The 25,254-nt window shown below is 64.1% G+C and carries 23 protein-coding genes; 6 read left to right on the top strand and 17 right to left on the bottom strand.

The genetic code is table 11. The annotated features are described in order from the left end of the window. Positions 1–458: 458 nt before the first annotated feature. The 8 genes from QBK88_RS27585 to QBK88_RS27620 all read right to left on the bottom strand — a co-directional run bounded on the left by QBK88_RS27585 (position 459) and on the right by QBK88_RS27620 (position 10,474). Positions 459–2,246 carry a glycoside hydrolase family 28 protein gene (locus QBK88_RS27585; protein ID WP_277964536.1) on the bottom strand — a complete coding sequence of 596 codons (1,788 nt, stop codon included), beginning with the start codon at positions 2,244–2,246 and terminating at the stop codon, positions 459–461. Between the two features lie 29 nt (positions 2,247–2,275). Next, the gene (locus QBK88_RS27590; protein WP_277964537.1) at positions 2,276–3,052 is read right to left on the bottom strand and encodes an ABC transporter ATP-binding protein; all 777 of its coding nucleotides are present in this window, start codon (positions 3,050–3,052) and stop codon (positions 2,276–2,278) included. Positions 3,053–3,062: 10 nt separating this feature from the next. Beyond that, complete coding sequence (locus QBK88_RS27595; RefSeq protein WP_277964538.1) at positions 3,063–3,902, bottom strand: ABC transporter ATP-binding protein; 840 nt, start codon at positions 3,900–3,902, stop codon at positions 3,063–3,065. Between the two features lie 11 nt (positions 3,903–3,913). After that, entirely contained in the window at positions 3,914–4,831 is a 918-nt protein-coding gene (locus QBK88_RS27600) for an ABC transporter permease (protein WP_277964539.1), read from the bottom strand. Between the two features lie 49 nt (positions 4,832–4,880). After that, positions 4,881–6,491: an ABC transporter substrate-binding protein gene (locus QBK88_RS27605; RefSeq protein WP_277964540.1), complete on the bottom strand. Its 1,611-nt coding sequence runs from the start codon at positions 6,489–6,491 to the stop codon at positions 4,881–4,883. A gap of 51 nt (positions 6,492–6,542) precedes the next feature. Continuing rightward, entirely contained in the window at positions 6,543–7,571 is a 1,029-nt protein-coding gene (locus QBK88_RS27610; RefSeq protein WP_445765014.1) for an ABC transporter permease, read from the bottom strand. A 68-nt stretch (positions 7,572–7,639) separates the two neighbouring features. Beyond that, entirely contained in the window at positions 7,640–9,250 is a 1,611-nt protein-coding gene (locus QBK88_RS27615; RefSeq protein ID WP_277964541.1) for an ABC transporter substrate-binding protein, read from the bottom strand. Between the two features lie 69 nt (positions 9,251–9,319). Next, positions 9,320–10,474, bottom strand: coding sequence for a mandelate racemase family protein (locus tag QBK88_RS27620; protein WP_277964542.1), 1,155 nt, complete (start codon positions 10,472–10,474; stop codon positions 9,320–9,322). Positions 10,475–10,823: 349 nt separating this feature from the next. Here QBK88_RS27620 and QBK88_RS27625 point away from each other — a divergent pair, with 349 nt between their 5' ends. Together QBK88_RS27625 and QBK88_RS27630 are read left to right on the top strand one after the other, a co-directional pair. Beyond that, positions 10,824–11,549 carry an oligogalacturonate-specific porin KdgM family protein gene (locus QBK88_RS27625; protein WP_277964543.1) on the top strand — a complete coding sequence of 242 codons (726 nt, stop codon included), beginning with the start codon at positions 10,824–10,826 and terminating at the stop codon, positions 11,547–11,549. A 36-nt stretch (positions 11,550–11,585) separates the two neighbouring features. Then, a complete protein-coding gene (locus tag QBK88_RS27630) occupies positions 11,586–12,401 on the top strand; it encodes an NAD-dependent epimerase/dehydratase family protein (protein WP_277964544.1) in 816 nt (271 codons plus the stop codon). Positions 12,402–12,487: 86 nt separating this feature from the next. Here QBK88_RS27630 and QBK88_RS27635 read toward each other — a convergent pair whose 3' ends face one another. The 5 genes from QBK88_RS27635 to QBK88_RS27655 form a co-directional block, all read right to left on the bottom strand. Beyond that, a complete protein-coding gene (locus QBK88_RS27635; RefSeq protein ID WP_277964545.1) occupies positions 12,488–13,240 on the bottom strand; it encodes a FadR/GntR family transcriptional regulator in 753 nt (250 codons plus the stop codon). A 166-nt stretch (positions 13,241–13,406) separates the two neighbouring features. Further along, positions 13,407–14,753, bottom strand: coding sequence for an OprD family porin (locus QBK88_RS27640; RefSeq protein ID WP_277964546.1), 1,347 nt, complete (start codon positions 14,751–14,753; stop codon positions 13,407–13,409). A 99-nt stretch (positions 14,754–14,852) separates the two neighbouring features. Beyond that, positions 14,853–15,848: an ABC transporter substrate-binding protein gene (locus tag QBK88_RS27645; protein WP_277964547.1), complete on the bottom strand. Its 996-nt coding sequence runs from the start codon at positions 15,846–15,848 to the stop codon at positions 14,853–14,855. A gap of 122 nt (positions 15,849–15,970) precedes the next feature. Beyond that, positions 15,971–17,275 (bottom strand): aromatic ring-hydroxylating dioxygenase subunit alpha, encoded by a 1,305-nt coding sequence (locus QBK88_RS27650; protein WP_277964548.1) that lies wholly within the window; start codon positions 17,273–17,275, stop codon positions 15,971–15,973. A gap of 46 nt (positions 17,276–17,321) precedes the next feature. Then, a complete protein-coding gene (locus QBK88_RS27655; protein WP_277964549.1) occupies positions 17,322–18,440 on the bottom strand; it encodes an FAD-dependent monooxygenase in 1,119 nt (372 codons plus the stop codon). Between the two features lie 215 nt (positions 18,441–18,655). On the opposite strand from QBK88_RS27655, the gene QBK88_RS27660 reads away from it, so the two are divergent. Then, positions 18,656–19,327 (top strand): TetR/AcrR family transcriptional regulator, encoded by a 672-nt coding sequence (locus QBK88_RS27660; RefSeq protein WP_277964550.1) that lies wholly within the window; start codon positions 18,656–18,658, stop codon positions 19,325–19,327. A 78-nt stretch (positions 19,328–19,405) separates the two neighbouring features. Here QBK88_RS27660 and QBK88_RS27665 read toward each other — a convergent pair whose 3' ends face one another. The 3 genes from QBK88_RS27665 to QBK88_RS27675 all read right to left on the bottom strand — a co-directional run bounded on the left by QBK88_RS27665 (position 19,406) and on the right by QBK88_RS27675 (position 21,407). After that, positions 19,406–20,167, bottom strand: coding sequence for a hypothetical protein (locus QBK88_RS27665; protein WP_277964551.1), 762 nt, complete (start codon positions 20,165–20,167; stop codon positions 19,406–19,408). A 139-nt stretch (positions 20,168–20,306) separates the two neighbouring features. After that, complete coding sequence (locus QBK88_RS27670) at positions 20,307–20,828, bottom strand: GNAT family N-acetyltransferase (RefSeq protein ID WP_277964552.1); 522 nt, start codon at positions 20,826–20,828, stop codon at positions 20,307–20,309. 12 nt (positions 20,829–20,840) lie between these two features. Next, positions 20,841–21,407: an XRE family transcriptional regulator gene (locus QBK88_RS27675; protein WP_277964553.1), complete on the bottom strand. Its 567-nt coding sequence runs from the start codon at positions 21,405–21,407 to the stop codon at positions 20,841–20,843. Between the two features lie 78 nt (positions 21,408–21,485). On the opposite strand from QBK88_RS27675, the gene QBK88_RS27680 reads away from it, so the two are divergent. Genes QBK88_RS27680 through QBK88_RS27690 form a run of 3 tightly spaced genes read left to right on the top strand, consistent with a single transcriptional unit; the run spans position 21,486 to position 23,914 of the window. Continuing rightward, complete coding sequence (locus QBK88_RS27680) at positions 21,486–21,785, top strand: hypothetical protein (protein WP_277964554.1); 300 nt, start codon at positions 21,486–21,488, stop codon at positions 21,783–21,785. A gap of 60 nt (positions 21,786–21,845) precedes the next feature. Next, complete coding sequence (locus QBK88_RS27685; RefSeq protein ID WP_277964555.1) at positions 21,846–22,904, top strand: aromatic ring-hydroxylating oxygenase subunit alpha; 1,059 nt, start codon at positions 21,846–21,848, stop codon at positions 22,902–22,904. A 59-nt stretch (positions 22,905–22,963) separates the two neighbouring features. After that, the gene (locus tag QBK88_RS27690; RefSeq protein ID WP_277964556.1) at positions 22,964–23,914 is read left to right on the top strand and encodes a PDR/VanB family oxidoreductase; all 951 of its coding nucleotides are present in this window, start codon (positions 22,964–22,966) and stop codon (positions 23,912–23,914) included. Between the two features lie 31 nt (positions 23,915–23,945). On the opposite strand, the gene QBK88_RS27695 is transcribed toward QBK88_RS27690, so the two are convergent. Next, a complete protein-coding gene (locus tag QBK88_RS27695; RefSeq protein ID WP_277964557.1) occupies positions 23,946–25,064 on the bottom strand; it encodes a sensor histidine kinase in 1,119 nt (372 codons plus the stop codon). Positions 25,065–25,254: the final 190 nt, after the last annotated feature.

Here is a 25,254-nt window from a genome sequence, read left to right on the forward strand (position 1 = left end):
AGCGTGTCGTTCAATTGCGCACCGTTGCGTTGCGACTGCTATATGCACACCGAGCGTGTGCGCCAGTACCGGACAGGCAGTGCAAGCATCGACCGACCTGGTTCATTACTCCAAGAGTCTGCCACCCACGCCAGCGCTACTCGCCTGCTCTGCCAGGCCATTTCCCAATGACCTGCGCCGCGGCGAAGAGTTGCATGCAGCCGCCTGCCGATGCTGCAGGGCCATGGCAACCCGGTGGGATCGGGCAAAGCTGGGGAAGCGCCCTGTCAGATTGACCGCGTTGTCCGCTTCCCGAGCTACGCCCGGTCCCACAACGGCACGCAGCCACAGGCTCAAGGCAATCTTGTGGGACCGGGCGAAGCTCGGGAAGAGGCCTGTCAGGTCGACCGCATTTGCGCCCGGTCCTGCAATGGCGCGCCGTATCAGGCATACCGCAGGAGGATCGCCCCACAAGACAGCTACGGCGACGGCTGGATATTCTTGTAACTTACCCCGTCGGTTCGGGTGATTTGCCAGCGGTTGGCGCTACGCGGCCCAGTGAACACTACATCCTCGAAGCGCGAGTCCTTCAAACCGTCGATATGCACCCCTGCCGGGCCACTGAACTGAACCCGCTCGAACGATAACCCCTGGTGATAGCTTTTGCTGTCGCTGCCCCCCTTCACCTCGATGGCCATGCCCCGCGTGTTCTCGACACTGACGTCGCTGACGCGCACATCCCGAAATTGCCCTGGCACAGCGGAGGGCCGGTAGTCGATCTTGGCGTTGGGGTCGTTGTAGTCCAGGGTCAGGATGAACGCTTGCCTGCCGATGTCGCGCAGCGCCGAATCGCGGAAGGTCACGTCACGCCCGCCGCCCCCCATGAAGGTGGTGCTTTTCATGCGCAGCCCCGCATCCGTGCCATCGGCGACGTTGTCTTCGGCCAGGATGCCTTCGATCCAGGCCCCGGTATGGCTGCCGACCACCACCATGCCATGGCCATTGGCGAAGTAATTGTTGAATATCCATGCCCCCTGCTGAGGGGGCTGGTGTACCGCATCGGCGCCGGTGCCGGCGGCGAAGTTGACGCAGTCGTCGCCGGTGTCGAAGACGTTGTTGAACACCATCGCACCGGTGCTGTTGGCGAATTCGATGCCATCACCGTTGTTCGCGTCGTAGGTACGTTGGGTGGTGTTGGCCAGCACCACGTTTTCAGTCTCCAGGTTCATGATGCCGTGGTACGCCGGGTTCACTGCCGTGAAGCCTCCGTAGAAGACGTTCTTCACGTTACGCAACGTGATCAGCGAAGAGCGCATCTGGCCATACGCGTCCTTGACGTTCATGCCCCCCGCCACCGCCTGCTCGACCTGAGCCTTGGCCAGGATGCCATCCCGGGCGTAATGGGCATTGTCGCTGGCCACGTAGGCCCCCTCCTTCCCCTGCTTCCAGCCATTGCCGTCAAGGGTGCCCTTGCCGACGATGCGGATGTTCTCGAACGCCTGGTGCCGGCCCGGGTCGCGGGGCAGCGCATTGATCAGCGAGGCCGGCCGCAGCGTGCTGGAATAAGGGTACTGGCGGTAGCCGGCCACTGGATAATCCTCGGCACGTTCGGAGCCCCGCAGCGTCGCACCCTCGGCGATTTCCAGGGTCATGTTGCTCTTGAGGTACAGCGCGCCGCTCTTGTAGACGCCTTTGGGCAGCAACACCTTGCAGCCCGGCGTGCAGGCATCGATCGCTTGCTGGATGGCCAATGTGTCCAGGTGCGTGCCGTCACCCTTGGCGCCGTACCGGGTCACGTCGAACAGCGCCGGCACCCGGGTCGTGCGCTGCACCACCGCCGGGCTATCCGCCGACTCCTGGCCGTCGGACCCCACCGCGCGCACGGTGAAACGGTATTCGGTATCGGCCTTGAGCCCCAGGGCGGTATAACTGTGCAGGGCAATACGGTGGTGGAAATGCGCCGCGTCCCGGGCATAGAAACGGTCGATATGCGGTTTGGCCGGTGACACCTGGTCGTTGTTGGCATTGCTGCTGCCCAGCAGCACACCGTTGGCGTACACCCGGTAATCCTTGATGTCGGCATGGCCCGCGGGTTTTTCCCACACCAGGATCACGCTGTGGTCATCGAAAGCCAGGGTCGGCACTCGTGGTGCGGGCGGCGCCGGCAAGGCCCACGCCGGCAGGCTGCACGCCAGCGCCAGGGCCGCCAGCAGCGGCCGCACGGTGAAAGGCCGGGGCATGGCCCTGGCAACGCGTTCATGAGGCATAGGATTTTCCTTGTCTGTCGCCGCTCGGCTCAACCGGCAAGCGGATGCTGGCTGTCGTCGCTGAAGTCACGGCTGGCCTGCACCAGCATACGGGTATAGGCGTGGGTGGCCAGGTTCTGGCTGAGCGCCTGGCTTTCCAGCTGTTCGACGATGCGGCCTTGCTGCATCACTGCCACCCGGTCACACAGGTGCGTGACCACCCCCAGGTCATGCGTGACCATCAGGTAGGTGAGTTTCTCACGACGGCGAAGGTCTGCCAGCAGGTTGAGGATTTCCGCCTGCACCGAAACGTCCAGGGCCGAGGTGGGTTCGTCCAGCAGCAACACTCGCGGTTGCAGAATCAACGCGCGGGCAATGGCCACGCGCTGGCGCTGGCCACCGGACAGTTGATGCGGGTAGCGGTAACGGAAGGTCTCGTTCAGGCCCACCTTGAGCAGAATGTCATGGATACGCTCGTCCCGGTCGTCGATGCCGTGAATCACCAGCGGTTCGCGCAGCGCCGTGTCCACGGTGTGGCGCGGGTGCAGCGAGCCGTAGGGGTCCTGGAAGACCATCTGCACATGGCGAAAGTGGCTTTTGGGCAGCGTGTGCTGCAGCGCCACCCCGCCAATACTCAACTCGCCGCGCCACTGCCGGTACTGCCCGGCCAGGCAGCGCAACACGGTGGTCTTGCCCGAGCCGGACTCCCCCACCAGGCCGAAGGACTCACCGTCGGCCACACTCAGGCTGACGTCATGCAGGACCTGGTTCAGCCCCGCCCCGCTGCCGAAACTCAGGTTCAATTGGTGTGCTTGGATCATCGCCATGCTCATTTCCTCAGCAGGTCAGCCACAGGGGGTCGCGTTGCAACACGGGCAGCCGCTCGCGGCGGTTGTCCATGCTCGGCAAGGCCGCCAGCAGGCCACGGGTATAAGGGTGTTCGGCGTGGTGCAGGTCACAGGCCGCCAGCGACTCCACCACCCGCCCGGCGTACATCACCAGTACGCGGTCGCAGTAGTTGCGCACCAGGTTGAGGTCATGGCTGACGAAAATCAGCCCCATCTGCTGCTGCTCGACCAATTCTTCCAGCACGCCGAGCACTTGCTGGCGCACCGAAACGTCCAGGGCCGAGGTTGGCTCGTCGGCGATGATGACTTCCGGCCGGGTGATGACCATCATCGCGATCATGATGCGCTGGCCCATCCCTCCGGAGACTTCATGGGGGTACAGGTTGTACACCCGTTGCGGGTCGCGGATATGCACCTTGGCAAGCATCTCCAGCACCCGTTCGCGCGCTTCCCGCCGGCTGGCCTTGTGGTGCGCCAGGAAGGCTTCGGCGATCTGCTCGCCGACCTTCACCACTGGGTTGAGCGAGTACTTGGGGTCTTGCATGACCATCGAGATACGCTGGCCGCGAACCTTGCGCATGACGTTCTCGCTGGCGGTCAGCAGGTCGATGCCGTCGAAGCGCATGGCCTTGGCACAGAGGCGTGCGCTGGGCGGGTGCAGCTTGAGCAGGCTGCGCCCCACCGTTGATTTGCCCGAGCCGGACTCGCCGACGATCGCCAGTTTTTCGCGCCCCAGGGTAAAGGACACATCGCGCACGGCATGGGTGTGTCTGTGGCCGTTGACGAAGTGCACGTTGAGCCCTTCGACATTCAGTTTTATGTCAGACATGGAGCCTCCGGTTATTCGCTGCGTGGGTCGAGGATGTCCCGCAGGCCATCGCCCAGCAGGTTGAACGCCAGGCTGACCAGCATGATCGCCGCGCCGGGTACCGCCACCAGCCACCAGCATTCGAGCATGTAGCGCCGGCCGGTGGAGATCATCGCCCCCCATTCCGGCGACGGTGCCTGCGCGCCCAGTCCGAGAAAGCCCAGGGCCGCGGCCGTCAGGATGATGCCGGCCATGTTCATGGTCAGCCGGATGATCACCGACGACAGGCACATGGGCACGATATGGCGCAGGATGATCCGTGCCGACGAAGCGCCTTGCAGTTGCACCGCCACCACGAAGTCGGCCTTGCGCAGGGCCAGGGTTTCCGCCCGGGCCAGGCGCGCGATGGGTGGCCAGGACGTCAGCGCGATGGCCACCACGGCGTGTTCAAGGCCCGGGCCCAGCGCCGCGATGAACGCCAGCGCCAGCACCAGACTGGGGAAGGAAATGAAGATATCGGTGAAGCGCATGAACACGGTGTCCACCCAGCCGCCGAAGTAGCCCGACACGGTACCGATGAACAGGCCGACCGGGCCGACGATCACCGTTACCAGGGCGATGATGTACAGGGTGATGCGCGCGCCATGCACCAGGCGGCTGAACACGTCCCGGCCGAACTCATCGGTGCCGAACCAGTGCGCGGCGCCCGGCGCCTGGAGGGCGCTGGCCAGGTCCTGGGCCACCGGGTCGTGGGTGGCGATCCAGGGGGCGAAGAGGGCGACCACCACCAGCAGGGTCGCCACCAGCAGGCCCGCCAGGGTCATGGGGTTGCGCAACAGGTGGCGCAGCACTTTCAGGGCACTTGCGCACAACGCGTCGAAACTCGACCCGGGGGTGCGTTCCAGTCGCGGCGTGGCAGGGGCATCGCTGGGTGACAGATTGACAATCATGGGCACGTTCTCGTCTCAGGTTCAGGATCACAAGGCCTACCGGCAGCCTTCAACGTTGCTTGTGGACACCCAGGTAACGCGTGGCTCCGGCATCGTCGCCGGTAAAGCCCTTGATATCGGCGGCACTGACCACGGTGTCGGTCATTTGCGACAGCATCAGAATCGGCCCCACTTGCTGGTCATACCGGGCCTGGGCCTGGTGGTACAGGCTCAGGCGCTTGCCGGTGTCGCGCTCGGCGCCGGCCTGGTCGATCAGGCCATTGAGCGGCGGGTCGAAGAACGACGCACGCCAGCCCTGGAAGTTGGGCAACCCGGCGCTGTCGCGGTTATCGGGGTTGTAGGCGAATGTGCGCAGGCTGAAGTAGGGGTGCGGGTAGCGCTCCGCCCCCCGGGCGACGATGATCTCGAAGTTGCGTGCGCGCATGGCACCGTAGACCTGGTTGCCGGTACCGGTGATGATGCTGGCCTTGATCCCGCCCTGGGCCAGGGTGGCCTGCAGGCGCGCGGCGATATCAATGAACGGCGGCTCCGACAGGGTGCGGATGGTCGTGCTGAAACCATTGGGGTAACCCGCCTGTGCCAGCAGTTCCCTGGCGTGGGCCACATCCAGCCGGTAACCCGGGTCGGGCAGGCGCGCCGCCAGCCCCAACTGCATGGGCCGCTGGTTCAGCGTGCCGTAGTACGGCATCACCTGCCGGTCCATGCCCTGGTAATCGATCAGGCTGCGCACCGCTTCGCGGACCTCGCGCTTGGCGAACTCGGGTTGTTTCATGCTCATGGCCACGTAGTACATCGTGCCCCGGGGCAGCGACTGCACCTGCAGGCCACGCTCGCCGTCCAGGGCCCGCACGTCGGGCGCGGCCATGCCATAGGCCAGGTCGAGGTCGCCGCGCTGGAGCATCAGGCGCAGGGACTGCGACTCGGTCATGTTGCTCATCACCACCCGCTTGAGCGCGGCGGCACCACCCCAATAGCGCTCGAAACGGGTCAGCACCAGTACATCGTTGGCGTTCCATTTACTCAACACGAAGGGGCCGCTGCCGGCTTCGTGGGTGATCAGCCAGGCAGCGCCCAGGTCGCCGTTCTTCTCGTGGGCCAGGGCCAACTGGCGGTCCACCACCACGGCACTGGGAGAGGTGGCCAGCGAATCGATCACCAGCAACGGGTCCATGCCCTGGGGCAGGTCGATGACCAGGGTGTGCAGGTCAGTGGCGCGTATCAGTGCCTGGATGTTGTCGCGGGTGTAACCGTAGGCTTTCCAGGTGGTGGCCAGGCCGTAGTTGAGCTTCATCACCCGGTACAGCGACCAGGCTGCATCGGTGGCCGTCAGCGGGTTACCGGAGTGGAACGTCACGTCCTGACGCAGGTGAAACGTGACCCGGCGGCCGTTGTCGCTCACGTCCCAGCGCTCGGCCAACTGGGGCAGGTGCTTTTCCGGGTCGCCCTGATCGCGCTTGACCAGGGTGTCGTAGAGGTTGGCATTGATGCCTGAGGCATCCAGGCCGGGAGCATTGGCCGGGTCCAGGGAGAACAGGTTGACCAGGCTCATGCCCACGATCAACTGGTCGGCCGGGGTTTTGGCCCAGGCCTGGGTCAGCGGCCCCAGCGCCAGCGCCGCGAACAGCAGGCGCAGGGGCAGTGCGCAGGTAGCAGTCTTCATTCGAGGTTCCTTCTTCTTATGGTTGTCACGGTACGGCCCCGCCCGGGTCGGTCAACGGGTACGGGGGTCGAACACCTTGTACAGCGCATCGCTGATCAGGTTCAGCGCTACGAAGATCAGGCCGATCACCAGCACGCAGCCCATCACCGCGTTCATGTCACCCAGCATCAGGCTGCTGGTCAGGTACTGGCCGAACCCGGGCCAGGCGAACACGGTCTCGATCAGCACCGCGCCTTCGAGGAGCGAGCCGTACGCCAGCGCCACCACCGTGAGCAACTGCACCAGGATGTTGCGAAAGGCATGGCCCCACACCACCTGGCGCCGTGACAGGCCCTTGACCCGGGCGGTGATGATGTACTCCTGGGACAGCTGTTCGAGCATGAAGCTGCGGGTCATGCGGCTGATGTAGGCCACGGAGTTCAGGCCCAGGATCAGCGCCGGCAACAGGATGTGGCGCAGGGCGCTGGCGAAGGCCTCCCAGTCCCCCGCCAGACTTGTGTCGATCAACAACAGGCCGGTCACGTCCGGTACCAGGCCGTCGTACCCCAGATCGATGCGCCCTGCTCCGCCGGCCCAGCCCAGCCAGGCATAGAACACCAGCAGGCCGATCATCCCCAGCCAGAAAATCGGCGTGGAATAGCCGAACAGGGTGATCACCCGTGCCACGTGGTCGCCCAGGCGGCCCTGGTTGCTGGCGGCGCACACGCCCAGCGGCAGGCCGATCAGCACGCCGAACAGGATGGCCAGGGTGGCCAGTTCCAGGGTGGCGGGAAACACCCGGCGGATATCGTCAAGCACCGGGTGGCCGGTCAGCAGGGCATTGCCGAAATTGCCGTGCAGCAAGTCGTTGAGGTACAGCCCGAACTGGGTCCAGAGGGGTTTGTCCAGGCCCATCGCCAGGTACACCTGCTGATAGGTGGAATGGTCCGCATCCGGCCCGACCACCGCCAGCACCGGGTCCAGCGGCATCACCCGGCCAATGAAGAACGTCAACATCAACAAGCCCAGCAACGTCACCAGCACCGTGCTGGCGCGCCGGGCGGTGCCAGAGGCGCGGGCGCCCAGGGCAGAGGCAGTCATGACAACCATAATGAGCTCCTGATCATGCGTGGCCGGGGCACCCGGCACGCGCGTTTCGTCCGTGCCGCTCAGCGTGTTTTGTACACGTCCTTGTAGCGCGTGGTGGCGGCACTGTGGCCGTGAAAGTCGGTCACGTCGGCGTACACCAGCACCGTGTCGGTCATCTGCGAGATCGGCACGATGGCGCCCACCTGCTGGTCCAGTCGTACCTGGATCTGCTGGTAGTCGGCCAACTGCTTGCTGGCGTCGGGTTCGACCTCGGCCTGTTCGATCAGGCGGTTCAGCTCGGGGCTGAAGAAGGCCGTGCGCCAGCCCTGGAAGTTGCTCAACCGGGCTTCGTCGCGGTTGTCGGGGTTATACACCAGGGTACGCAGGCTGGAGTGCGGGTGCCGCTCGGCCCCGCCGCCGCCACGGCCGACAATGATGTCGAAGTTGCGCTCGCGCATGGCGCCATACACCTGGTTGCCGGTGCCGGTGATGATGCTGGCCTCGATACCGGCCTGGGCCAGGGTGGCTTGCAGGCTGGAGGCGATGTTGATGAAGGGCGGCTCGGCCAGCACCCGTATCGTGGTCTTGAAGCCCTGGGGGTACCCGGCTTCAGCCAGCCACCGGCGCGCCTGTTCCACGTCCAGGCGGTAGCCGGGATCGGGCAGCCGCGCGGCCAGCCCCAGGGGCAAGGGCCGCTGGTTGATCACGCCGTAATGGGGCATGACGGTCTGGTTGATGCCCTGGTAATCGATCAACGCGCGGATGGCCTTGCGCACGCGTTCATCAGCAAACACCGGCTGTTTCATGCTCAGCGCCACGTAATACAGAGTGCCGCGCTGCAAGGTCTGGGTGCGCACCTTGTCGTTGTGCTGCAGGGCGCGGATATCCGGCGCCGACATGCCCTTGGCGATGTCCAGGTCGCCGCGTTCGATCATCAGCCGCAGCGACTGTGACTCGGTCATGTTGCGCATGACCACCCGTTTGAGTTTTGCCGGCCCACCCCAGTAGCCGTCGAAACGGCTCATCAGCAGCACGTCGTTGGCGCGCCAGTCATTGAGCACGAAGGCGCCACTGCCAGCGGCGTGGGTGGTCAGCCAGGCAGCGCCCAGGTCAGTGTTTTTCTGGTGCTCCAGGACAGTCTTGCGGTCGAGGACAAAGGCACTGGGGGATGTCGCCAGGGTGTTGAGCACCAGCAGCGGGTCGCTGGGCCGTGGCAATTGCAGCACGAAGGTGTTGGCATCCTGGGCGCGCAGGTAACGCTCGGCGTTCGCGGCGGTGAAGCCGTAGGCTTTCCAGGTGGAGGCCAGGGCCAGGTTGAGTTTGAGCACCCGTTGCAGCGACCAGGCCACGTCGTCGGCGGTCAGCGGGTTGCCGGATTGAAAGCGCACGCCGGGGCGCAGGGTAAAGGTCAGGGTGGTACGGTCGTCGCTGACCTGCCAGCGTTCGGCCAGCGCCGGTAGCAGCCGGTCGGGCTCCGCGACGTCCTGCACCAGCAGCATGTCGTAGAGGTTGGCGTTGACCTCGGCCACATCCAGGCCGGTGGCGGCCGCCGGGTCCAGCGACAGCAGGTTGACCATGCTCATGCCGACGATCAACTGGTCGACCGGCGTTCTTGCATCGGCGCCGGGTACCACGCCAACCACCATGATGGCCGCCAGTACCCGCGCCCATAGCGAGGGGAAAATGCTCATAACGGGAGTGCCTTTTTTATAGTTATTCGGCGCTGGGCCGCCCGGCGTTTACCGGGGGCCCCTGTTCGGTCAGAAGCTGTTGAGTGTGTGGGTCTCGATGAAGTCGAAATCGATGTCTTCGCCCAGGCCAGGCAGCGCCGACAGGTGCACGAAACCGTCCTTGTCCATCGGGTCGACCAGGCGCTTGAGGTACGCCGGCACTTCGTCGTAATCCAGGTAAGGGTGCAGCAGGCCCCGTTCATACCAGGTGCAATTCTTGATCGCCCCTACCACCGCGAGGTTGGCGGCGCCGTTGCCGTGAATCTCGCAGTCCATGCCGAACGATTCGGCCAGGTGCGCCACCTTGAGGCACGGAGCTATGCCCCCTACCCCGGCCACCCCGGCACGCAGGATGTCGCACACCTCGTGCTTGACCCAACTGGCACGGCTCAGGTGCTTGCCCGCCAGGGTTTCGGGCCCCAGCACCGGAATGTCCAGCTGGCCCGCCAGCCAGGCATAGGACTCGGCGGACTCTTCCATCATCGGTTCCTCGAACCAGGCGAAGTCGAGCTTCTGCAGCTCGCGCCCGATGTAGAGCGCGTCGGTGCGGGTGTACCAATGGTAGCCATCGAGCATCAGGGCGATGTCCGGGCCCACGGCTTCGCGCACTGCGGCGCAGGCCTTGACATCCATGCGCGGGCTGGGCGCGAACGACACCGGTGGCATCCAGGTGTGCAGCTTGATCGCCTTGTAACCACGCTGTACCAGAGTCTCGGCGAAGCGGCCGTAGTCCTCGGGGGTGGCCAGGCCGCCCGGCAGTTCATCGCCGCACATGGTCGAGCCATAGGCCGGCACCTTGTCGCGAAAGCCGCCGATCAACTTGTGCACCGGCACGCCGAGCTTGCGCCCCGCCCAGTCCCACAACGCCTGCTCCACCAGAGCCAAGGCGCGGTCAGTGAGCTGGCTGGCGCTGCCGCGCTGCCAGTGGGCCAGGTCGTGCCAGATTTTCTCCCGGTCAAAGGCGTTCTGGCCAATGAGCACCTTGCGCACGAAACCATCCAGCACGTAGGGGCGAATCAGCTCCGGCGCGCCGAAGGCATAGCCTTCATGGCCGCCTTCGGTGCGAATACGCAGCAAAGCCATCTGCGCCTGGGTGACGTCGCCCGGGTGGGCATGGCCAGCGCTGTCGACAGCGCGACGGGTGGGGTAAGTGAACACCTGGACGTTGACTGCGGTGATTCTCATGGGCGTCTTCAGCCTTTTGTTATTGGAATGACGACAGGAGCGGGCTCCGTTGAGGGCGAGCATAAGTCATCGTACAACGATTGAAAACCCCTTCATGAAATCCTTTTTTACACGCTTTTCACCTGGGATATCGCCTGTCATCTCTATTTCAGCAATGACTAACGATGATGACCACCTTGTTTATACGCCCGTTCTAGATGGTATTCATTGAAAAAATACCACGCAACAGGTTCTTTTTCGTGGACGAGTCATCTTGTCGTACGATAACGTATATTTAACACAACAGATGAGACCCATACTCATCTTCGTGCCTGACGCAGTCCTCACAAAAACAAGAAAAGAAGACCGTATGAACACCACCCTACGCATGCTCGTTACCGCTGCGGCGCTTGGCCTGCCCTTTCAGGCCCACGCGGACACCGCCAGCATCGATTACCGCCACCAGTACACCGACGACGACCGCTCCCACGCCGATCGCATCAAGCTCAACTACCGGCTGGACAGTGGCCTGGGCTTTGAAGCCGAAATGAAATACCGCACCGCCGGCGACCGCCAGGACGTGGCCTACGACAACATGGTCAACAACGGCCATGAATTCACGGTGAGCTACAACTATGTACTCAACCCGCAGGGCACCCTGACGCCGGCATTCCAGATGGACAGTTCCAGCGACGCCACCACCTACAAATTCGGGCTCAAGTACAAGCACAAGCTCAGCGATGCGTTCTACGTGGCCACCCGCTACCGGCTGGACACCCGCAAGCTGGACCGCGACAAGGTCGACGAAGACATGCCCGACCACGCCAAGGATGACCAGCGCATCAACCGCTTCGAAGGCTGGCTGGGCTACACGCCGGCCAGCAAGTGGGCGTACGAATACCAGTTCATCTACTTCAAGACCGACTACATCCGCTACGACAACCGCAAAAGCGATTACGAACAGAACCTGATCATCAAGTACAAGCTCACCCAGCAGTGGGTGCCCTTCATGGAGATCGGCGATGTGAAAGTCGACACCACCTCCGACGACCGCCAGGTGCGCTGGCGCCTGGGCGTTTTGTACAACTTCAAGTAAGCCTTGCCACCCAACCGTTCATTGGAAGAACCGACCATGACCCCATCCAAACCCTTCAACCGTATACTGCTGACCGGCGCCACCGGTGGCCTGGGCCAGGTGCTGCGCGACGCTTTGCAGGCTCACGCCCACATCATCCGGGCCTCGGATATCAGCCCCTTGGCACCCAGCCGTGGTGCCCATGAAGAAGTGCACCGCTGCGACCTGGCGGACAAGGCCGGCGTGCTCGGGCTGGCAGAGGGCGTGGATGCCATCGTTCATCTGGGCGGTGTGTCGGTGGAACGGCCATTCGAGGACATTCTGGACGCCAACATCCGCGGTACCTTTCATGTGTACGAGGCGGCGCGGCAACAGGGCGTGAAGCGGATCGTCTTTGCCAGTTCCAACCACGTCACCGGGTTCTACCCTCAGGGGGTCGAACTGGACACCCAAGCCCAGCGGCGCCCGGACGGCTACTACGGGTTGTCCAAGGCGTACGGCGAGGACATGGCGACGTTCTATTTCCACCGGTACGGCATCGAGACCGTGAGCCTGCGCATCGGCTCTTCGTTCCCCGAGCCACGCAACCGGCGCATGCTCAGCACCTGGTTGAGCTACCCGGACCTGGAGCACCTGGTGGCCCGAGCGTTGCTGGCCGAGGACGTGGGCCACAGCGTGGTCTATGGCGTGTCCGCCAACCGCGACCTGTGGTGGAACAACCGGCATGCCGCGCACTTGGACTATGCGCCCCGGGACAGCTCGGAAATGTTCCGCGCCCAGATCGAACGCCAGCCCGCGCCCGCGGCGGACGAGCCGGGTAGCGGCTTGCAAGGCGGCCCCTTCACGGCGGCGGGGCCGTTCCCCGCCGTGTAAAGGTGGCCGCTACCGGCAAAACAGACCTCTCTGCAGGCGCTGGGCGGATGCGTCTGCATCGAGGTTGTGACTGGCTAGCGCCTGGCTCAGCTGTTCAACACCTCGGCGCCTGCCGCTTCATAGGCCCGGCGCATGCGCTCGCGGCTGTTGGACAGGTGCAGGCGCATCGCCGCCCGGGCGGCATCGGCGTCGCGGCGCAGGATAGCGGTGTAGATGTCTTCATGCTCGCGGCTCAAGCGCTCAAGGTAAGGCTCGTTGTTATCGCGTACGCGCGCTGAGTGCACCCGCACCCGGGGCAGGATGCTCACCCCCATGTGCAGCATGATGTCGGTGAAATACGGGTTGCCGGTGGCCAGGGCGATCTGCTGGTGAAACTGGAAGTCCGCCGCCACCGCATATTCGACGCTGATCACCCGTGCATTGAGGGCGTCCAGCGATTCGCGCATCAGGCGCAGTTGCGCGTCGGTGCGTCGGGCACAGGCAAGGCCCGCGGCCTCGGTTTCCAGGCTGATACGCAGCTCGAGCACCGCCAACGCATCCTCCAGCGTCACGATACTGGCGGGGTCTATGAGAAAACCACTGGGGCTGGGCAGGTCCAGGACAAAGGTACCGATGCCATGGCGGGTCTCCACCAGCCCTGCCGCCTGCAAGCGCGAGATCGCCTCGCGTACCACCGTGCGGCTGACCCCGTGTTCCGCCATGACCTGGGATTCAGTCGGCAGCTTGGTCGCCGAGCGCAGCTCACCGCTGTGGATGCGCCGCGACAGCTCGGTCACCAGGTCCTGCGCCAGGCTACGGTGCCGGCGTCGAACACTGGCATGGGGATCGTGGTTGTCCATCAGCGACAGCAGTCTCGGTTTTCAGGGAACACGCATCATAGCGTATTTGGTTGTACGACGACGCATGCCGTTACCCTGATGGACCTGGCTGCCCGGTTCCGCAGGGGGCGCCTGTGGGACCGGGCGAAGCTCGGGCAGAGAACGACGCCGTACAGCAGGCCACGGCTCAGAAGATGGCGATCGGGTAGTCGACAATCAATCGAAACTCGTTGGCATCCCCGTCCGGGTCCCCCGCCGTGGCGCTGTGCCAAGCCTGGCGCACACGAATGGACAGGTCCCGCGCCGGCCCCGACTGAATGACGTACTTGGCCTCGACGTTGGTTTCATGATGGCGTTCATCGGCGCCATACATGCCGTAATACGCACTGCTGGGCGACAAGTGCGTACCATCGATGTCGTACCCGTACACGTAGCGGGTCATCAACGTCAGGCCCGGCACCCCATACGCCGCCATGTTCAGGTCGTACTGCAGTTTCCAGGACTTCTCCCCCGGCCCGTTGAAGTCCGAGTACTGCACCGAGTTGGCGATGAAGCAGGAGTCCCCCGGCCGGTTGTTGTCACCCGTGCCCACGTAATCGAACGGCGTGTCGCCGTTGATCTTCTGGAAGCCCAGGGTCAGGGTATGGGCCGCGGCAAAGGTATACCCGGCCTGCAGGGAGAAGGTGTTGTTGTCGATGGTCCCCGCCCGGGCAGCGCCCTGGTCCGTGGTGCGGTAATAGTTGAAATCCACTGCCAGCGACTGGCTATCGGACAGCGCCCGGGTGTAGTTGAGGTTGGCGTAGTACTGGTTCCAGATATCCTCCAGCCGCCCGCCATACACGCCAAGACTCCACGGCGTGTCGCCCAGGGCATAGCGCCCGCCCGCGTAGTCCATGGCACTGGACGGTCGGTTCGCGTACGCGGCCCAGAGGCTGCCATTGCGGTTGGTCTGGTCCTGGCTGGTACCGGAGTAGAAATGCCCCGCTTCCAGGTCCAGGTGGGTGACTTCACTGCTCATCAACTGCAGGCCGCTGACGGTCACTGGCGTCAACCGGCTGCCGCCCACGGCGAACACCGGGCTGGTGGACGGCTGCATGTCACCGGCCTTCAGCAAGGTGCGCGACACCCGCACCTTCAACGCCGCACCCGCCTTGCCATAGCTATCGTCAGGGTGGCCGTCAGCGCCTTCGGTGAGGTTGCCGGACACATAGCCAGGCACCGAATACCGCTCCGGCGCCCACAATTTCAGGCCCAGGTAGCCAAAGGCGTCCACCCCCACGCCCACCGTGCCCTGGGTGAAGCCCGAGGTGAACACGCCCTGAATGCCTTGGGTCCAGTCACGGGCATCCGGCGCACCGTTCTGGTTGTCACGGTTCCAGTAATAGTTGCGCAGCAGCAGGTTCAACGAGGCGTCCTCGACAAAGCCCTTGGCGTCGGCCTGATCACTGACGAACGCCGCCGCCATCGCCGCCGGGGCATTGATCAGGCCCAGGCCCATGCCCACTACCACTGCACTCCACTTCAATAAAGCCATCGCCCACACTCCTGCCTGGCGTGCAGGGCGCCGTCAAGGCGGCCACCGCATGCCCAATGATTGGATTGGATCTGGTTGGTGTTGCGAAACCGCGCTCGGTCAGGGCTGTGAAGCCGGCAGCGCGCCGATGAAACGGTTGGTGAAGTACTCATCCGTGGGCAACGTCGACTTGACGATGCCTTCCTCGCTGAAGAAGCGCACCGAATCGGCCACCCGCTCCGGCTGGATCTGCCCCAGGCGTTCCTGGTGGCCGTAGACGTACTGGCTGTACAGGGCCAGGATCTGTTCCACCTTGTGCTCCTTGCCCTGGTAAGCCGGTACCGCCGCGACGAAGGTCCTGGCCGCCTGAGCCGGGTCCTGAAGGATGTCGCGCAAGCCCATCAACGTGCCGTCGACCATCTTTTGCACCAGGTCGGGGTGTTGGGCGATGGCGTCATCGGAGGCCAGGATCGACTGGGCCATGCTGTCGAACATCTGCGCCTGGGGAATCAGTTGCAAAGGCCGCCCGGCCTCCTGGGCATTGACCACCCAGTCGGGCGACCCGGCCATGGCATCGGCCTTGCCATCGGCCAGCAGTTGCCACACGCCCGCCGGCCCCGCGGCCTGGATATTGACGTCGTTCTTGCTCATTCCAGCCTTGCGCAGCGAGGCCAGCAAGGCGTAGTACAACGAGTCCGAGTAAGACATGACGGTCACGGTCTTGCCGCGCAGCTGCTCGATGGCATCGATATGCTGAGCCGCGTCGGTGGCCAGCAGGGTGTAACCGTGAGTACCCAGCACAGCGACATTGCGCACCGGCACGCCGTTGGCGCGGACGATGACCGGCACATCACCACTGGCGGCGCCGAACAGGGCATTGCCGGCACCCACCTGCTTGGCCACATCGACCCCGCCCTTGGCCGTCACCCAGTTCACCCGCAGGCCCAGTCGGGCGTAATAGCCTTTCTGCTGGGCAATGATCCACGGCGCGAAGCCGGGCAGGTTGGGGGGTGCGGGCATCAGGAAGGTGACGTCCTGGACATCGGCCTGCACCGCCGGGAGCAGCAACGGGAAAACAAACACAGCAGACACGCACCATCGGATCAGGCTTTTCATGGTTATTACCTTCGTGGTTCTGGTAGTTGTGTGGTGGCCGCTTCCCGAGCTTCGCCCGGGCCTGCACCAACGCCTCGGGCAGGACCGGGCGAAGCGGGAGCGAAACCTTGCCGCTGCAAGCCCTAGCGCCGACTGCCATGCACGGCAAAGAACTGCGCCCCGCTCATTTTCTGGCCCACCGCCTCCTCATAGGCCGCACGCACCTGAGGCGGCTGCCCTGCCTGCCCGAAGAAGTCCTTCAGGTACGGCCCCAGCAACGGATGCGCGGCCAACTGCTCCCGGGGCAACCCCTGGATGAGCTCATCGCGACACGCCGACGGCAGGTACACATCACGGTTCTTTTCCGGGTCAAGGATCAGGCCCTTGGGGATATGCGCAGGGTCTTCGCGCAAGGCATCGAGCTCCTCGAAAAAGCGTCGGCGCATCATCACGATGCCCCGGTCGCTCTGCCCCAGGTGCTCGCGCGTCCGGTCGGTGATCTCGCCCTGCCCCACCCACACCACGAAATCCTGGTTGGCCACGTGGCTGGTGATCCAGCGGCCGGTGACCGGGTCCTTGATGGGCCCGTACCAGGTCGGGATCTTCTCCTGCACATACGGCTCCTGCTCAGTAGGAACACGGCTGAATACCCACAGGATGCTCAGGGTGCGATGGTCGTCGATGGGCACCCGCCATTCGAAATGGTGGCCCAGGTAAAACCCGTTGGGCCACAGCGTCACACGGCCCACATTCCACATCACATCGTCGCTGGCCTCGCCCTCGCGCAGGCGCCGATAAACAAAACCATGGTCGAATTCGTCGAAGGCCAGTTGCAGGTGAGTGGGCACGTAGTCGACGTCATCGCTTTGCTGGCGCAGCGTCCAGTTGTTGTGGGTCCATTCGAAATGCACGGGGTCGATGGAGTTCTCCTGGCACTGGAACCAGTTGCACGGGATCTCGGCACAGACAACCTGGGCGAAGCCGTTCTTGTAGTTGAACAGTTCCCAATCGGGCAACTGCGGCGCTGGCAGCGGGCCCAGGTAGGCCCACAGCAGGCCGGCCTTGGCGACCACCGGGTACGCCTTGATGCTTGTCTTGGCGCGCATGCGGCCGGTGGGGTCGCAGGTGTCTTCATAGGGTTGGTGCAGGCAGCCACCCTTCTGGTCGAACTGCCAGCCATGGTAGCTGCAACGCAGGCCCGACTGTTCCACGTAACCGTAGGACATGTCGGCGTTGCGGTGGGGGCAACGGCGGTCCATCAGGCCAAAGGTGCCGCCAAGGTCCTTGTACAGGACCAGGTCCTCGCCCATCAGGGTCAGGGTCTTGATGGGCTTGTCATCGAACTCGCTTTCGCCGGCGATGGGTTGCCAGTAACGGCGCAGGTAATCGCCCATGGGGGTACCGGGGCCCACCTGGGTCAGTGTGCGGTTCTTTTCTTCGCTGAGCATCTCAGGTTCCTCGGGTTATCAGGCGGTATGAGCAACGGCCTCTGGTTCATCCCAGGGCAACGGTCCAGGCGTCATAGCCATAGACCCAGTCGGCACTGCCGGCGCCCTTGAGCCACTGGTTGCCGCGCGAACCAATCTGGATCTGACTGGTGCGCGCCAGACGCGCGTCTTCGTAAACCTGCAAGGCCGCACGCAGCTCAAGCCCGGGCAGGCTCAAGGCACGGGCCAGCACCACGGCGTCTTCGATGGCTTGACCCGCGCCCTGGGCCATGAACGGCATCATCGGGTGGCAGGCGTCACCCAGCAGGGTCAGGCGCCCTTCGGTCCAGCGCGGTAGCGGATCGCGCTCATAGAGGGCGGTCTTGAGCACTTCATCGCAGGCGTGCAGCAGCGCCACGGCGTCAGGGTGGAAGGCGGCGTAAGGGCTCTGCAGCTCGCTGACACTGGCGCGGGTGGTCCAGCTTTCCAGGTGCCAGCTGTCCTGGGCGGTGGTGGCGAAAATGAAGATGTCGCGGCCACGGTTCAGCGGGAAGGTCACGATCTGGCTGTGCGGGTTGGGGCCCCACCATTTGGTAAAGGCCTGCAGGTCCGGCACATGGGCCACCTTGTGCGCCGGGACCACGGCACGGTAGGCCACGACGCCAGTGAAACGTGGCTGCTCGGTACCAAACATCGTGGTGCGCACGGCAGAGTGGATGCCGTCGGCGCCGATCACCAGGTCAGCCTGGGCGCGGGTGCCGTCCACGAACGTCAAGGTGGCCCCGGTTTCGTCCTGGGTGATGGACTCGCAGCGCTTGGCGAACCGTACCTGCTCAAGGGGGAAGGCCCCGGCCAGGGCCGCCAGCAGGTCGGCGCGGTGAATGGTCAGTTGCGGCGCGCCATAACGCTGTTCGGCGGTGTCGCCCATGGCCAGGCGTGAGGTCTCTTCACCGCTGTCCCACAGCCGGCTGATGCGGTGGCTGGGCCGCGCCGCCGGTTCGCGCACGGCGGCGCCCACGCCCAACCCATCCAGGGCGCGCACGGCATTGGGCGTGAGGTTGATGTCGGCGCCCACGCGCAGGAAACCCTGTGCCTGTTCATACACAGTGACGGGGTGGCCGGCACGCTGCAGGGCGATGGCGGCGGATAACCCGCCGATACCGGCGCCGATGATGGCAATCTTCATGGTTGCTGCTCTCCTCTGGTAGATGAAGAGAGGCAATGCAGATTGAATGCCATTAATTCCTTTAAAAAGGAATTAATTGAAAGACGTTGAAATTCAATGGGTTAACCTGTGCCACTAACGAAACACGGGGGCGTGTTCAACCGGCTGCACCAGGGTGCAGCAAATTGTCACCGGCCTACCCAAATTGGTGTTTCCTCAGGGTATGATCCCTGGCCATGGATATTCCAACCGAAAAGAAAAAACGCGGGCGCCCCGCCCACAAGGTCGCCATTGGCCGCGAAGGGCTGATCGACGCCACCCTGGGCCTGTTGCGCACCTGCTCGCCCACCGACCTGACCTTGCAGGACATCGCCCGCCAGGTAAACGTCGACCCCGCGCTGATCCGCTATTACTTCGGCGGCAAGGACGGTCTGCTGCGCGCCGCCACCCTGCAACTGCTGGACGTGACGCAACTGGGCAGCCAGGCACCCGAGGATGGTCAGGACGTCGAGAAGATGCTCTACCGGCGCATTCGCCTGATCATCGACATCGGCCGGCAAAACCCGCATTTCGTGCAACTGGTGCTGCGCGAGATTTACCAGGGCCAGGACCCGCAGACCGGCGAAGCGCTGGACACCATCGCTCAGCGCGGTGTGGCCCTGAGCGAGGCGCTGCTGCAGGCCAGGCCGCCCGTTCCCGGCATGCCGGAAATAGACGCGCGGATGCTGCACGTTGCGCTGGTCGGGGCCTGCACGTTCTTCGCCACGGCCCAACCCTTGTTCAATGTGCTCTTCACCGATAGCAGCGATGAAGCACTGGCGCAGCAGTATTCGCGGTTCCTGACCGACCTGTTGCTGCGTGGGCTGGGGGTCGCCAAGCCAAGCCCGGACGCTGCGCAAGGCGTGTAGCAGCCGTGAGGCCGCGCGGGCGGCAGGCGCGGTGTGCCTTATGCTCACGCTACAGGCAGAACGGGGCAACAGGCCCTGTCAGGTTCGCCACTCGACTGGTGCGACGCGGCAGTCGCCATCGAACAGCAAACCACCATGGGGCGCCAATTCCTCCTCGGCCAATTGAATGACGGGCGCTGCGGCCCCCGACACAAACAACCCTCGGAACGCGCGGTCAAAACGCTCCGCCAGCGCCGGATCTATCTGCGCCAAAAGCCGCGGTGCCCATTTGCCGGTGCCATACCACCGGCCCCGGCCACGCAACGCCACCTCTACCAGCCTGGGGTGCAGCATGGCGCCGATGGCCATCTTCTCGGCGTCCGACCGCTGGCCGCGCAGGTCGTCCACCGCGTCGGTGATTTCGTAGCGCAGCAGGTTCAAGGCTGCTGACGTCATGGGCGACGGCCCATCGGCCAGCCGTTGTACCACCTCGCGGCGCAATGGCTCGGCCTGCTGCGCGGCCTCCCCAATGGCGACCCCCTCGGCAACCATATTGAGCAGGCTGGGCCGCCCACGGTCAACGTCGGCATCGACGAACCACGCCAGCGTCCGCAGGTCATGAACGAACGCCTCCACCGGCACCCCCTGGACCACGAATGATTCGCGGCGTGCTGCTTGCAGATGGGCGTATACGACCACAAGGTCGATATCCGAAAGGTATGTGCCCTGCCCCCGCATGATCGAACCGGCCACGAACGCAAAAGAGGCGTCGGGGTAACGAGTGCGCAGAACGGCTTCGGCAATGGCCAGCGCCGCGGCGGGCGACGGGCATTCGTGGTTCATCATGAATTTCTTCGTCATCCTGGCACTCCCTTGTTGCCGCCTGATTCGAGCATCCCCACGCACGGTACCAGAAAAGCCATACCGGGCTGGTGGCGGTTGACCACACGCTCAAGGACGCCCGGGAACAGTGACCCCTGCCGAGGGCTGATACCACGGGTTACTGAAAGCCTCCCACGAACTTGTAGAACACCGTGGTCGCGCACAACCCGCCCGCCGGCCATAGCGCATACGCCGGAATCTGCCCGGCCGCCTGCCAGCCCAGCCGCTGGTAGAGGCGCTCGGCATCGCCCGAGGCGGTGTCCAGGACCAGCACGCTCTTGCCCGCCTCAGCCGCTTCCCGTTCGGCCGCTTCCATCAGGGCACGCCCTGCACCTAGCCGACGGCCGCGGCGGTGCACCAGCAATTTGGCGATATCGGCGCGGTGGGGTTGGTTCTCAGGCTGGGCCAGTACCAATTGCACGGTGCCCAGCAGTTGTCCTTGTTCATCCTGAGCCACCAGCAGCACCCGTTCGCCCGCCTCGATACTGGCGCGCAAGCCTTGCCAGAAGGCCTGCGCACGGGCGGGTGACAGGGGCAGCATGAAGCTCACCGAAGCGCCGCCTTCGACACAGTCGACAAGGATATCGGCGAGTTGGGTGCAGAGGGCGTCGTCGAGTTGGGTGAGGCGCTTGATGTGCATGGTTGACTGTCCTTAGCGGTAAGCATCGGTGACGATGATCACGGCATAGCGAGCCGGTTCATCGTGCGGGTTGTGAAAGCGGATGGGGCGGTCCAGCTGAAAGGCCAGGCAATCGCCGATCTCGAGTGCATAGGCCTGCTCGCCGACATGAATGTCCATGCGCCCCGCCAGCATCCATACCTGTTGGTCGACCCGAGCGTCGCGCGAAGACGTTTCATAGGCCACCGATGCACCCGCCGGGAAGTGCACCTCGACCACCTGAACAGCGGACTGCGCACCGCTGGGTGAGACGTTGCGGCGGATATAACCCGACTGCGGGTCGCGCCATTGCAGTTGATCGCTTGCCCGCAGCAAGTGCCCGGGCTCCTGGGCCGGCGCCTCGAACAACGCCGCCAGAGGCACGCCCAGGCCGGTGGCCAGTTTTTCCAGGACCACCGCGGTGGGGCTGCTCTGGCCGCGTTCGATCAGTGAAATCATCGAGCGGCTGACGGCGCATTTCTCCGCCAGGGCCTCAAGGGACAACTGCCGGGATTTGCGCAGGGTACTGAGGCGGGTCGCGATACGGGTGTTGATGTCCATGGGAGGTGCCGTGGAAGGGGGATTCGGGAATATCCATTATACTGGATTATAAGTCAACATCTTGAATAAACAGGTTGCATGGGCGGCGGCGACCCGTTCATGCCGTTTCGCCTGCTGTCCAGGGAGATCAACCTGGCGACCTCAGCGTTCTTCAACCTCGACGAATTCCCTCCCCGAGCTGGCGCCCGCAATTTGCGCAGCGGGATGTCTGCGCAATGGCTTCAGGGGGATGGGAAGGACGTTGAGGCGAAAGAGAAAGCCGGCTGTGCGGTGCCGGGGCTTGGCCTGCACGAAACCGCGCCCTCGCGCCGGGTACAAACGCCCAAGGCCATTGCTATCGATGGATCCATAGACATCATAAAAATCAATAAATATTGACGTGAAGGCGATTTTTGATGCCTTATGGATCCATAAGAACAAACACAATGGAGAACCACCATGTACCCGAAGAACACCTGGTACGTTGCCTGCACCCCTGATGAGATCGCTGAAAAACCCCTGGGCCGGCAAATCTGCGGCGAACAGATCGCCTTCTACCGCGGTGCCGAAGGCCGTGTCGCCGCGGTCGAAAACTTCTGCCCGCACCGCGGTGCGCCGCTGTCGCTGGGCTATGTCGAGGACGGCCAACTGGTCTGCGGCTATCACGGCTTGGCCATGGGCGCGGACGGCAAGGTGCAGTCCATGCCCGGCCAGCGCGTGCGCGGCTTTCCGTGCAACAAGACCTATGCCGTGGTGGAGCGCTACGGCTTCATCTGGGTATGGCCGGGCGAGCAGGACAAGGCCGACCCTGCCCTGATCCACCACCTGGAATGGGCCGTCAGCGATGAATGGGCGTACGGCGGCGGGCTGTTCCACATCGGTTGCGACTACCGCCTGATGATCGACAACCTCATGGACCTGACCCACGAAACCTACGTGCACGCTTCCAGCATCGGCCAGAAGGAAATCGATGAAGCGCCGCCCGTCACCACCGTGCACGGCGACGAAGTGGTGACTGCCCGGCACATGGAAAACATCATGCCGCCGCCCTTCTGGCAGATGGCCCTGCGGGGCAATGACCTGGCCGATGACGTCCCGGTGGACCGCTGGCAGATCTGCCGTTTCACCCCGCCCAGCCATGTGCTGATCGAGGTCGGCGTGGCCCATGCCGGCAAAGGCGGCTACCACGCTGACGCCCAGCACAAGGCGTCGAGCATCGTGGTGGACTTCATCACCCCGGAAACCGATACCTCCATCTGGTATTTCTGGGGCATGGCGCGCAACTTCAACCCAAAGGACCAGGCACTGACCGCCAGCATCCGCGAAGGCCAGGGCAAGATCTTCAGCGAAGACCTGGAGATGCTCGAGCGACAGCAGCACAACCTGCTGGCCAACCCCCAGCGCAACCTGCTCAAGCTCAATATCGACGCCGGGGGTGTGCAGTCGCGCAAAGTGCTGGAACGGCTGATCGCCGCTGAACGCGCGCCGGCCACCGACCTGATCGCCAGCGCCCAGTAACGCTTTTCTTTCCTCTTGGACACGGCCACCCCACGGTGGCCGTCATGTGAAGGTGCGACATGATTGAAGTCGTGGTGACATCCCGTAATGACGAAGCCCTGGACATCTGCAGCTACGAGCTGACCTGCGCTCAGGGTCAGCCGCTGCCAGCGTTCAGCGCTGGCGCCCATATCGACGTGCACCTGCCCGGCGGGCTGGTGCGCCAATACTCACTGTGCAACCACCCCGAGGAGCGCCACCGCTATGTGATCGGCGTGCTCAAGGACAGCGCCTCGCGGGGCGGCTCGCAGGCCCTCCACGGCCAGGTACAGCGCGGCGCCCGGCTGATGATCAGCGAACCCCGCAACCTCTTCGGCCTGGTACCGGATGCCCGGCGCAGTGTGCTGTTCGCAGGTGGCATCGGCATCACCCCGATCCTCAGCATGGCCGAACACCTGGCCCAGAGCGGTGGCGAATTCGAGCTGCATTACTGCGCACGTTCCCGCGAGCGCGCCGCGTTTGTCCAACGGCTGGAGGCTTCGCCGTTCGCAGCCCAGGTACACCTGCACTTCGATGAAGAGCCGAGTTCGGCCCTCGACGCGGCGCGGGTACTGGCCAACCCTCAGCCTGGCCAGCACCTGTACGTGTGTGGGCCTGGCGGGTTCATGCAGCATGTGTTGGACAGCGCCAGGGCCCAAGGCTGGTCCGACGCCCAGTTGCACCGCGAATACTTCGCCGCCGCGCCGCAAGACACCGCGGGCGACGGCAGCTTCGCCGTTCGGCTGGCCAGCAGCGGCCAGGCATTCCAGATCCCGGCGGACAAGACCGTGGTACAGGTGCTGGAAAGCCATGGGGTAGAAATTCCCGTGTCTTGCGAGCAAGGTGTGTGCGGCACCTGCCTGACCCGGGTGCTGGAGGGTGTGCCTGAGCACCGTGACCTGTTTCTCACCGAAGCGGAACAGGCCGCCAACGACCAGTTCACACCGTGCTGCTCGCGGGCGCGTTCAGCGGTACTGGTGCTGGACCTGTGACCCGGCGGGGGGTGTGACCGACGCTGTGCACCTACCTGGGCAGATGCACCAGAAACCGGGTCCCCGACTCGGCATCCGAATACACGTCGATACGTCCCTCATGGCCGCCCACGATCTGCGCGGCAATGAACAGCCCCAGCCCCAGGCTGGCATGGGGGCCCTGCTCCACCGCGCCATGGGTTGAATAGCGGCCCATGGGGTTGAAGATAAGTGGCAGGACCTCAGCGGGTATCGGCTGCCCGGTATTGTGCACGCTGAACATGACTTCATCACCACCACCGTCGATGTGCACGGTCACTTGGGAACGGTGCTCGCCATGCTGCACGGCGTTGCCGATCAGGTTGGAAAACACCTGCTCAAGGCGCGGGCCGTCAAACAGTCCATAGGCCGACCCGGTAACGCTGAACACAATGGTCGCTTCCGGGTAGATGGTGCGGGCTTCATCCACGATGCGGGTACACACGGGTGCGAGGTCCACGTGAGTCCTGGTCACAGGTATGCCAGGGCCCAACTGCGAGCGGGTGAAGTCCAGCAGGTCACCGACGATCTGGCTGGCGCGTTTCACGCTGGCATAGATCTTCGACGCGATCTTGGTGGCGCGCGCGCCAAGGTCATCCGTGCGCAGCAACACGTCCGCCCCCAGCAGAATCGCACTCAAGGGGGCCCTCAGGTCGTGGCCCAGAATGCCCAGGAAGATAGTGCGCGAGGCTTGCACCGCAGTGGTGTAACTGCCGATGGACTCCGCCAGCGCCTGGTCGATGGCTTCGTTGAAGCGAATCAGGTCCTGCACATCAAAAGCCCCGCCGGCCTGGATGTGCGCCATCCAGTGACTGACCACGCTGGCGCGCAGCGAGCGGAATTCAGCGGCCACCTGGTCGATGGTAAAGCCGGCCACCAAGCGGGTGATGGCGTGGGACTGTGCCGCGGTACCTTCCTGCAGGGGGCCGTGGCCCCGTGACTTGTCCCGCTGCTGGCGTTGGCTTTGCTCGGTGTCCAGGTCGGTAGCGATGGTGCGCAGCATCAGTTCGGCGTGGTCCCGCAAGGTTTCAGCGTTCAAGGGGGTGGCCGCGGTGCTCAGGGTTCGGGCGAAATTTTCCCACTCCTGAACAATGGGTTCGATGTTGGCAAGAATGAAAGCAGACAAGCGCATGATCAGCTGAGTCCCTGGGGCCATCGCCAATGCGATGGCTTCACCAGTAACGCACATTCACCGCCCGTTCACCGGCTATTCGACCAATTGCTTTGGCTGGCAGCAGCGCTTCCTTATACGAACCGGTCATGTACTGAAGGGCTCGGATGGGGAGAAAGCTGAACACATTTAAATGTTATGATATAACGTA

It is taken from the genome of Pseudomonas sp. RIT-To-2, from assembly GCF_029623465.1.
Lineage (GTDB): Bacteria > Pseudomonadota > Gammaproteobacteria > Pseudomonadales > Pseudomonadaceae > Aquipseudomonas > Aquipseudomonas silvicola.